Below are 9,451 nucleotides of genomic sequence, written 5' to 3'. Positions count from 1 at the left end.
CCATGAACCTGGCCCCCAACTTCCCCGAAGACCCCGTGATGAAGCAGCTTTTGCAACTGCTGCACGAAGAAATCGGCCTGCCGAAACACAAGACTATCCGCCTGCAAACCTCGCTCAACTTCGACCTGGGCTGCGACGGCAGTGAGGCCAAGCAACTCATGGACGCGCTGGAGCAGGAATTCGCCCTCGATCTGGGTGACTACGACACTTATCGTTACTTCAACCCGCCGATCTTTGATGTGTTCCTAAAACGACGGGCGAAGGGCCGGGGCGAGAAGGTACCGTTGACCATTGGCATGCTGTACCTCGCCATCAAAACCAACAGCTGGGATACGCAGACGCTGGAAAACCTGAGCTGATCTAACACAGACTCCAGCTTCACCAACATTCAAATGTGGGAGGGGGCTTGCTCCCGATAGCGGTGGTTCAGGCATAGATGTGCTGACTGACAGTCCGTCATCGGGAGCAAGCCCCCTCCCACATCGGGTCTGCGCCAATCTGCCCAACCGCAAACTGATCCAGCGCGCACAAAAAAGCCGCCCACTAGGGGCGGCTTTTTAACAACGATCGACTCTTACAACTTAGGACCCGCAGCCTTGATCGCATCGCTCACTTCAAACTTCTTGAAGTTCTCGATGAACAACCCGGCCAGTGCCTTTGCGGCTTCATCGTAAGCAGCCTTGTCGGCCCAGGTGTTGCGTGGGTTCAACAGGCCAGTCTCAACGCCCGGTACGGCCAATGGCACGTCGAGGTTGATGGTGTCGAGGTGTTCGGTTTCTGCACCGATCAACGCGCCACTCTGGATCGCTGCAATCACGCCGCGAGTGGTCGGGATGTTGAAGCGTTTGCCGACGCCGTAGCCGCCGCCGGTCCAGCCGGTGTTGACCAGGTAAACCTTGGAGCCGAAGCCGCGGATGCGCTTGATCAGCAGCTCTGCGTATTCGCCGGCCGGGCGTGGGAAGAACGGCGCGCCGAAGCAGGTGGAGAAGGTCGACTTGATGCCGCTGCCCGAACCCATTTCGGTCGAGCCCACCAGTGCGGTGTAGCCGGACAGGAAGTGGTAGGCCGCTTGTTCTTCGCTGAGGATCGACACGGGCGGCAGTACGCCGGTCAGGTCGCAGGTCAGGAAGATCACAGCGTTTGGCTCACCGCCCAGGTTCTTCTCGGAACGCTTGGCAACGTGCTCCAGCGGGTAGGCTGCGCGGCTGTTCTGGGTCAGGCTGACATCGGCGTAGTCGGCGTGCTTGGCGTCGTCAATGACGACGTTTTCCAGCACGGCGCCGTGCTTGATGGCTTTCCAGATAACCGGCTCGTTCTTCTCGGACAGGTCGATGCACTTGGCATAGCAACCGCCTTCGATGTTGAACACCACGCCTTCGCCCCAGCCGTGTTCGTCGTCACCGATCAGGTAACGGCTTTCGTCGGCGGACAGGGTGGTTTTGCCGGTGCCGGACAGACCGAAGAACAGGGTCACGTCGCCGGCTTCGCCGATGTTGGCCGCGCAGTGCATTGGCAGTACATCGGCAGCCGGCAGCAGGAAGTTCTGCACCGAGAACATGGCTTTTTTCATTTCACCGGCGTAGCGCATACCGGCGATCAGTACTTTTTTCTGTGCGAAGTTGAGGATCACGCAACCGTCGGAGTTGGTGCCGTCACGCTCTGGCACGCACTCGAAGTTGGCCACGTTGAGCACTTGCCATTCTTCACGACCGGCCGGGTTGTACTGGGCCGGGTTGATGAACAGGCAACGACCGAACAGGTTCTGCCAGGCAGTCTGGGTGGTCATTTTCACGGCCAGGTAGTGGTCTTCTGCAGCCCCTACGTGAACATGGGAAACGAAATGCTCTTGCGCGTTATTGAATGCCTCGACGCGAGCCCACAGGGCATCGAACTTGTCGGCCGGGAACTTGCGGTTGATCGGGCCCCAGGCGATTGCGTCCTGGGTGGAAGGCTCTTCAACGATGAAACGGTCCACTGGAGAACGGCCGGTACGGTGACCGGTCTCTACGACCAGCGCGCCAGTATCGGCAAGCACGCCTTCACCGCGCTGCAGGGCTTCTTTGACCAGATCGTCAACACTCAGATCGGTGTATACGGCGTTATTGGCTTGCGTCATGAGGTTCCCCGTCGGCCTATGGCCGAGTGCTCCAAACGTTTTGTAGTAGAAAGTTGCGCACTACTACCGCGAAAAAAGTGGGCCGGATTATGCCAGAAAAGCCCAAAAAGAGTAGGGCCCTCCCGTCAGAACAGCGCTAATCCGGCATTTGTCAGGTGATTTACCTGTGCTTAAACGTTTTAGTGGCGGGTGTCGGAGGGGGTGTCGATGCCTGCGCCGGCGAACAATTGGGCGACATCGGCGGCGTCGAACAGGTAACGCTGGTTGCAGAACTGGCAGTCGATCTCGATATGACCGCCGTGCTCCACCACCAGATTCTGCGCATCCTCCAGGCCCAAGCTGACCAGCGCGTTGGCCGAGCGCTCGCGGGAGCAGCTGCAATGGAAGCGCAGGGTCTGTGCGTCGAACAGGCGCACGGCCTCTTCGTGGTACAGGCGATGCAGGATGGTTTCGTTGTCCAGGGCCAGCAACTCTTCAGCGGTCAGGGTACCGGCCAGGGCAGTGAGGTTACGCCAGCTTTCGGCGCGGTCATCGTCGTCCTTGATGCGGTCGGCCGGCAGTTGTTGCAGCAGCAGACCACGGGCGCGCTTGCCGTCGGCGTTGAGCCAGAAGCGGGTGCCCACTTGCTGGGACATCACAAAATAGTTGGTGAAGCAGTCGGACAGGGTGTCGCCGTCGAGGTCGACGATGCCCTGGTAGCGCTGGCCTTCCGTCGGGTCCACGGTGAGCGCGAGGACGCCGTTGGGCATCAGGTCGGCCAAGGTGGCGTCGGGAGCGATCTGGTCAGCCTCGTAACGGGCCAGGCCACGGATCTCGCGCTCGCTGGAGCACTCGATCATCAGCAGCGGGATCGGGCCTTCGGAGCGTGCCTGCAGAATCAGCAAACCGTCGAATTTCATGGTGCCTACCAGCAACGCAGCCGCCGCCATCAACTCACCGAGCAGTTGCGCGACCGGCTCCGGATAGGGGTGCTTGGCGAGGACTTCGGCATAGCTGCGCTCCAGCGAGACCAGTTCGCCACGGGCGTCGGTCTCGTCGAAGATAAAGCGTTGGGTGAAGTCGGTATCCGGTAGATCAGTCATAGGTCTGGGTATCTGAATTGATGACAAAATGATTACAAGGTTTATAAAATTAAACGCTTTAGCACCGTCTTGGTGCGGCTTTCTCCTGGAAGCGGAGAGCTAATTTGAGCGAAGAGGGACAGTTTATGAACAATCCGGGTTTGTTCCAAGCCAAGTGGAACCTCCGGCGGTTAGCTGTATGCAATCTACTCGCTATCGGACTGCTGTGTTTTTGGCTGTGGCCCACGGGCCAGATGCTGTGTGTGGTTTTCGACGAGTGGCTGTTTCATTTGCTTAATGATCCGCTGGCGAGCAATTCAACCTGGCTGCACGTGTGGGCCGTGGCCAGTCTGCGACCGTTTGATGCGGTGGTCGGGGTGATTCTGCTGGCGCTGCTGATTCGCGGCGACTGGGTGTTCAAGGCCGTGCAGGTGCGCCAGGCAGTGTTGGGCTTTATCGGCATTCTGCTGCTGTTGCTGTTTATCCGCATGCTGTTTTCCAAACTCGCGGCGCAGATGGGCTGGCAGCACAGTAGCCCGTCGATGATGATCAGCGGTGCGGTGCAGATGAGCGACTATTTCCCCGGCCTGGAGAAGACCTGGGAGTTGAAGGACCGGTCAAGCCAGAGCTTCCCGGGTGACCATGCGTCGGTGCTGCTGATCTGGGGGATGTTCATGACGGTGTTCGCCAAACGCATCGGCCAGGTGCTGGTGATCTGGGGCCTGGCGCTGTTGTTCATGATGCCGCGACTGGTGGCGGGCGCACACTGGGGGCAGGACGACTACATCGGCGGCGTGCTGCTGGCCTTGTTGGCGTTGGGTTGGGGCTATTACACGCCGTTTGCGGCGAAGGTGTCGGCGGTGCTGCTGCGGGTGACGGCGCCGGTGTTCGACTTACTCGGCAAGCTGCCGGTCGTCGGGCGATTGAGCGTCCTGAGAGCAACCCAATAACCTGTGGCGAGCGGGCTTGCCCGCGTTGGGGTGCGAAGCGCCCCCAGAAAGGTTGACGCGGAGTGCCAGGCAAAACCGGCTGCCAGGTTTTGGGGCTGCTGCGCAGCCCAACGCGGGCAAGCCCGCTCGCCACAAAAGCCTGCTGGGCACATAAGACCTCCAGCCTACAAACAACCCTCGCTACAAAAGCTAGTCGTCGTTGCCACTGCCGCGAAATTTGAACAGGTCGCGACGTTGCTTCTTGCTCGGTTTGCCATCGGTGGTCATGCCGGTGGCCCCCGCCTTGCGCATCGCAGCGGCATTTTCGCGCTTGGCGATGCTGGCTTCAGTCTCTGCATACAAAGCCTGCGCCTCGGGCGCACCCCGGCGCACGATCGACAGGGCCTGGACCACAACGGTCTTCTCATCGAACCCTGTGCGAATTTGAAACTCATCGCCGACGCGCGGCTCCTTGCCTGGCTTGCAGCGCTCACCGCGATGATGCACCTTGCCGCTCTCAATGGCGGCCTTGGCCAGGGCACGGGTTTTATAGAAACGTGCCGCCCACAGCCACTTGTCCAAACGGACTTTTTCTTCCTCTTCCTGCTTTTGAGCCACTTGAATTCCTCGCTCTGAAAAATGTCGCAACTGTAGCGTTGAAACCCTTCGACGCATAAACCCCAAGGCTCACCTAAGATACGCCAGGTAGCACCCTGTTTTCGCGAGGATTCACCGTGACCGACTTTCCCGTTTCACTCACCTCGCCCAACCAGCGGTGCGTGGGGTGCCAGCAAAGCGAACCCCTGGGGTTCGATTTCTCCTTTGCCTATCAGCCAATCGTAGACCTGAGGGACCATACGGTTTTTGCCAACGAGGCCTTGGTACGCGGCGTCAATGGCGAGGGCGCACTGTCGGTGCTGGCCCAGGTCAATGACCAGAATCGCTATCGCTTCGACCAGCGCTGCCGTACCCAGGCGATTGCCATGGCTGCAGCCCTGGGGATGAAAACCCACCTTTCCATCAATTTCATGCCCAACGCCGTGTACCGTCCGGAACTGTGCATTCGCAGCACCCTGGAGGCCGCTCGCGCGCACAACTTTCCGCTGGACCAGCTGATTTTTGAGACGCTGGAAAGCGAGCATGTAGATAACTATCGCCATTTGACGAATATTCTGCGTGAATATCGCGAATTCGGTTTCAAGACCGCCATCGACGATTTCGGCGCGGGCTATTCGGGGCTGAATCTGCTGGCCGATTTCCAACCTGACTTGATCAAACTCGACATGGCGCTGATCCGCGATGTCGATCAGGACCGTGTCCGTCAGGTGATCGTCCAGGGGATTGTCACAATCTGTGAGCAGTTGGGGGTTACTGTCATCGCCGAAGGCATCGAAAGTGCCGGCGAGCGCGATTTCCTGTCCGACTGTGGAATATTTCTGATGCAAGGCTATTGGTTCGCCAAGCCTGCATTCAAAGCCCTGGCCGAGGTTCCTCCTCGCGCCTGGGCTAATTGACCGGTTACCCATATTGAAGACATTTGACCATTTGACCGTTGTGGGTCTGCGTGAGTGGGTGGCACTTCCCGACTTGGGAGTGGCGGGCCTGCGCGCGAAGATCGACACCGGTGCCAGCACCTCCAGCCTGCACGCCACCGATATCGAACCGTTTGAGCGCGACGGCGAAAAGTGGGTGCGTTTTACCGCGCACCTGGGCAGCGTTGTGCAACTGCGTCACCGCCGCTGCGAAGCGCCCCTGGTGACGATGAAAACCATCAAGAGCTCCAATGGCCATGCCCAGGTGCGCTATGTGATCAGCACCACCCTGGCATTGGGGGATCGGGTATGGCGGGTGGAGTTCACCCTGGCCTGCCGCAAAGCCATGCGTTACCGCCTGTTGCTGGGTTCCAAGGCGCTGATTGACGGCCATCTGGTGGTCAATCCCGGCGTCAAGTACGTTCAAGACAAGCCGGTGTTCCCGGTCTCTACTATTTCTGCCCCAGGTGCTGCATGAAGATTGCTGTGCTGTCGCGAAACCCGCGTCTGTATTCCACCCGCCGCCTGGTCGAGGCCGGCACCGAACGTGGCCACGAAATGGTGGTGATCGACACGTTGCGTGCCTATATGAACATTGCCAGCCACAAGCCGCAGATCCACTACCGGGGCAAACCCCTGGAAGGGTTCGATGCGGTGATCCCACGTATCGGCGCTTCGGTGACGTTCTACGGCTGCGCGGTGCTGCGCCAGTTTGAAATGATGGGCGTGTTCCCCCTCAACGAGTCGGTGGCCATTGCCCGCTCACGGGACAAGCTGCGCTCGCTGCAACTGCTGTCGCGCCGCGGCATCGGCCTGCCGGTGACCGGTTTTGCTCACTCACCGGATGACATCCCGGACCTGATCGAGATGGTCAATGGCGCGCCGTTGGTGATCAAGGTACTGGAAGGCACTCAGGGTATCGGCGTGGTGCTGTGTGAAACCGCGACGGCCGCCGAGTCGGTGATCGAGGCATTCATGGGCCTCAAGCAGAACATCATGGTGCAGGAATACATCAAGGAAGCCGGCGGTGCTGACATCCGTTGCTTCGTGGTGGGCGACAAGGTGATTGCCGCGATGAAACGCCAGGCCAAGCCAGGGGAATTTCGCTCAAACCTGCATCGGGGTGGCAGCGCCAGCCTGATCAAGATCACCCCGGAAGAGCGCATGACCGCGTTGCGAGCAGCCAAGGTCATGGGGTTGGCCGTTGCGGGTGTGGATATCCTGCGCTCCAACCATGGGCCGCTGGTGATGGAGGTGAACTCATCGCCAGGCTTGGAAGGGATTGAAACCACCACAGGTAAGGATGTGGCGGGGATCATCATTCAGCATCTGGAGAAAAATGGTGGGCCGAATATGACTCGGACCAAGGGCAAGGGTTAACCCTCAGGCTGCTGACACACCATAAAACCAAATGTGGGAGGGGGCTTGCCCCCTCCCACATTTTGATCTGCGTTGCGTTCTAGACCGCGTCTCTTGGCAGCATCAGGCCCAATGGCAAACGCACCCGCGCTTCCAAGCCGCCCTCCTCACGATTGCGCAGCTCAACATTGCCGCCGTGCATCGACGCAATACGTCGCACAATCGCCAAGCCCAAACCGGTGCCCTTGCCACCACGGGCACGGTCGCCTCGGGTGAAGGGGTTGAAGATGCCTTCCAACTCGTCTGGATCGATACCCGCGCCACGGTCCATCACGCTCAGCACCACATAAGGCGCAGTGCTGTCACCGGAGACGTACGCCGCCACTTCCACATCCGAGCCGGCATGGTGCAGGGCGTTGCCGATCAGGTTGTTCAACAGGCGCTTCATCGACACCCTGCGCAATGCAAACGGCTGGATCGGTTCCAGGCGCATGCGCACCTGTTCACCGTTCTGGTTGTAGGGTGCTACCACCTCACGCACCAGGTCGGTCAGGTCGACCTCTTCCACCACCTCATCACGCCCGTCACGGATAAACGCCAGGAACTGGTCAAGAATCGCGTCCATGTCTTCGATATCGCGAACCATGTCATCGGTGAGGTCGGTGTGATTGCCCATCAACTCCAGGGACAGGCGCAATCGCGTCAGCGGTGTACGCAAATCATGGGACACCCCCGCCAGCATCAGCTCGCGTTCGCGCCCGGCCTGTTCGACATCCTCCGCCATCTGGTTGAACGCGCCGTAGACTTCGGTCATCTCACTGGGCGTATCGCTGACCGGCAGCCGCACACTGCGCCCCTGCCCCAGCTGGCGCGCGGCAAAGACCAGGCGTTTGAGCGGCTGGTTGAGCTGGCGCACGAAAATCCATGCGGATGCCGTTGATAGCAACCCAATCGCCAGGAACCAGCCCAGCACGTTCCAGATCTTTTGCCCTCGCAACGGGTGCGGGTACAGCGGCACCTTGATCCAGGCATCCCCCAGGCTTGGCGCCCTCACCCACAGCGCAGGCGACACGTGCATGCGCAACCGCACCTCGGTGTCCTCCCCGAGTTCGGCTTGCATCTGGCGCTGGTAGATCTCGCTGTAGGGCCAGTGCTGCTCGCCTTCCGGCACACCGGCACCGTCGACCCGAATCAACGTCGACGCCTTGGCTACCTTTTCGCGGTTTTCAGGGTCTACGGCCCAATAGGCACGCAGTGTCAGGGCGACGCCGTGACTGTATTGCCGATCCACCAGCACGTCTTCGTTCATCAACAGATAAACCAGCGTGAGTGCCTTGGAGAACAGAACGACGATCAGCACCAGCCAAAGGGTGCGCGAGAAGAAACTTTGTGGGAACCACAACGGGGTTTTCATAGAAGACGGCTAAACACCTTGCAGGAACGAGCGGCGCTCGCAGAATTGCAGACGCCGGGCATCCCGTCGACCCTCATGGAGCCAAACGCCGGGATACCCGCCCCTGCAAATCATCGGTCACTTGGTTGCGGTGCCATCCGGCACAAACACATAACCCACGCCCCACACCGTCTGGATATACCGTGGCTTGGACGGGTCCGGCTCGATCATCCGGCGCAGACGGGAGATCTGCACGTCGATGGAGCGCTCCAGGGCGTCCCATTCCCGGCCACGGGCCAGGTTCATCAGCTTGTCGCGGGTCAGCGGCTGGCGCGCGTTCATCACCAGGGCCTTGAGTACGGCAAACTCACCGGTGGTGAGCATGTGCACTTCGTCGCCACGCTTGAGTTCACGGGTGGCCAGCGACAGCTCGTAGTCGCCAAAGCTCACGCTTTCGTCTTCGCTGCCCGGTGCGCCCGGTACCGGCGGTGCCTGGCGGCGTAATACGGCCTTGACCCGGGCCATCAACTCGTCGGGGTTGAACGGCTTGGCCAGGTAGTCATCAGCGCCCAGCTCGAGGCCTTTGATGCGGCTCAGCTCGTCGCCCTTGGCGGTGAGCATGATGATCGGAATCTGGTTGTTCGCACCACGCAGGCGCTTGCAGGCGGTCAGGCCGTCTTCGCCGGGCAGCATCAGGTCGAGCACCACCAGATTGAAGACTTCACGCCCCAACAGGCGGTCCATCTGCTCGGTGTTCGGCACCGCGCGGGCACGATAGCCCTTGGAGTTGAAGAAGCGCTCCAGCAGGCTGCTCAGCCCTGGATCGTCATCAACGATGAGAATTTTTTCGCCTTCAGCAGTTTGTGCAGTGCTGCTCATTAGATGCTCCTCTTATCTCGGCGCGCATTATGGCGTAGCTGCCGTTATACGCACGGTGTGCATTGTTAGCAGATTTTTCCTCTACCGCCAGTAAACCCGCGCTCTGCAACCTTAGGCGCAATCCCCATCAAGGGCAGAACGCTGGTTATAATGCGCCGCCTTTGTGCAGGGCAATGTCAGAC

10 protein-coding genes are annotated in these 9,451 nt (G+C 59.9%); 5 read left to right on the top strand and 5 right to left on the bottom strand.

What is annotated here, in order from left to right; genetic code table 11:
• Window positions 1-359: DUF1493 family protein (locus tag GIW02_RS21580; RefSeq protein WP_236422059.1), on the top strand; the 359-nt coding region annotated here is incomplete at its 5' end.
• Between the two features lie 215 nt (window positions 360-574).
• Here the strand turns inward: GIW02_RS21580 and GIW02_RS21575 are convergent.
• Both GIW02_RS21575 and hslO read right to left on the bottom strand, forming a co-directional pair.
• Complete coding sequence (locus tag GIW02_RS21575; RefSeq protein WP_236411351.1) at window positions 575-2,116, bottom strand: phosphoenolpyruvate carboxykinase; 1,542 nt, start codon at window positions 2,114-2,116, stop codon at window positions 575-577.
• A 179-nt stretch (window positions 2,117-2,295) separates the two neighbouring features.
• Window positions 2,296-3,198: an Hsp33 family molecular chaperone HslO gene (gene hslO / locus GIW02_RS21570; protein ID WP_236411353.1), complete on the bottom strand. Its 903-nt coding sequence runs from the start codon at window positions 3,196-3,198 to the stop codon at window positions 2,296-2,298.
• Window positions 3,199-3,323: 125 nt separating this feature from the next.
• On the opposite strand from hslO, the gene GIW02_RS21565 reads away from it, so the two are divergent.
• On the top strand, window positions 3,324-4,127 hold the full coding sequence (locus tag GIW02_RS21565) for a phosphatase PAP2 family protein (protein ID WP_236411354.1): 804 nt from the start codon (window positions 3,324-3,326) through the stop codon (window positions 4,125-4,127).
• Between the two features lie 189 nt (window positions 4,128-4,316).
• Here the strand turns inward: GIW02_RS21565 and GIW02_RS21560 are convergent, their stop codons facing one another.
• Window positions 4,317-4,724, bottom strand: coding sequence for an RNA-binding S4 domain-containing protein (locus GIW02_RS21560; protein WP_078740180.1), 408 nt, complete (start codon window positions 4,722-4,724; stop codon window positions 4,317-4,319).
• 116 nt (window positions 4,725-4,840) lie between these two features.
• Between GIW02_RS21560 and rimA the strand changes: the two genes are divergently transcribed.
• The 3 genes from rimA to rimK are packed head-to-tail and all read left to right on the top strand — an operon-like array spanning window position 4,841 to window position 7,018.
• Complete coding sequence (rimA, locus tag GIW02_RS21555) at window positions 4,841-5,620, top strand: S6 modification regulatory phosphodiesterase RimA (RefSeq protein WP_236411355.1); 780 nt, start codon at window positions 4,841-4,843, stop codon at window positions 5,618-5,620.
• Between the two features lie 13 nt (window positions 5,621-5,633).
• Window positions 5,634-6,116 carry a retropepsin-like aspartic endopeptidase RimB gene (gene rimB, locus GIW02_RS21550; RefSeq protein WP_017526050.1) on the top strand — a complete coding sequence of 161 codons (483 nt, stop codon included), beginning with the start codon at window positions 5,634-5,636 and terminating at the stop codon, window positions 6,114-6,116.
• Window positions 6,113-7,018, top strand: a complete 906-nt coding sequence (rimK, locus tag GIW02_RS21545) for a 30S ribosomal protein S6--L-glutamate ligase (RefSeq protein WP_003171022.1) — start codon at window positions 6,113-6,115, stop codon at window positions 7,016-7,018. Before rimB ends, rimK begins: the two co-directional genes overlap by 4 nt.
• A gap of 79 nt (window positions 7,019-7,097) precedes the next feature.
• Here the strand turns inward: rimK and GIW02_RS21540 are convergent, their stop codons facing one another.
• Together GIW02_RS21540 and ompR are read right to left on the bottom strand one after the other, a co-directional pair.
• Complete coding sequence (locus GIW02_RS21540) at window positions 7,098-8,411, bottom strand: ATP-binding protein (RefSeq protein WP_122537900.1); 1,314 nt, start codon at window positions 8,409-8,411, stop codon at window positions 7,098-7,100.
• Between the two features lie 117 nt (window positions 8,412-8,528).
• Window positions 8,529-9,269: an osmolarity response regulator transcription factor OmpR gene (gene ompR / locus GIW02_RS21535; RefSeq protein WP_236411362.1), complete on the bottom strand. Its 741-nt coding sequence runs from the start codon at window positions 9,267-9,269 to the stop codon at window positions 8,529-8,531.
• Window positions 9,270-9,451: the final 182 nt, after the last annotated feature.

This window comes from Pseudomonas syringae, from assembly GCF_021606685.1.
GTDB lineage: Bacteria > Pseudomonadota > Gammaproteobacteria > Pseudomonadales > Pseudomonadaceae > Aquipseudomonas > Aquipseudomonas syringae_R.
Note: the sequence above shows the minus strand (reverse complement) of the source record. Positions and strands in the feature narration are given on the sequence as shown.

Excerpts from the sequence above, each read along its gene's own strand:
- GIW02_RS21575 (WP_236411351.1), bottom strand. The coding sequence starts at position 2,116 with ATGACGCAAGCCAATAACGCCGTATACACCGATCTGAGTGTTGACGAT.
- hslO (WP_236411353.1), bottom strand. The coding sequence starts at position 3,198 with ATGACTGATCTACCGGATACCGACTTCACCCAACGCTTTATCTTCGAC.
- GIW02_RS21565 (WP_236411354.1), top strand. The coding sequence starts at position 3,324 with ATGAACAATCCGGGTTTGTTCCAAGCCAAGTGGAACCTCCGGCGGTTA.
- rimK (WP_003171022.1), top strand. The coding sequence starts at position 6,113 with ATGAAGATTGCTGTGCTGTCGCGAAACCCGCGTCTGTATTCCACCCGC.
- GIW02_RS21540 (WP_122537900.1), bottom strand. The coding sequence starts at position 8,411 with ATGAAAACCCCGTTGTGGTTCCCACAAAGTTTCTTCTCGCGCACCCTT.
- ompR (WP_236411362.1), bottom strand. The coding sequence starts at position 9,269 with ATGAGCAGCACTGCACAAACTGCTGAAGGCGAAAAAATTCTCATCGTT.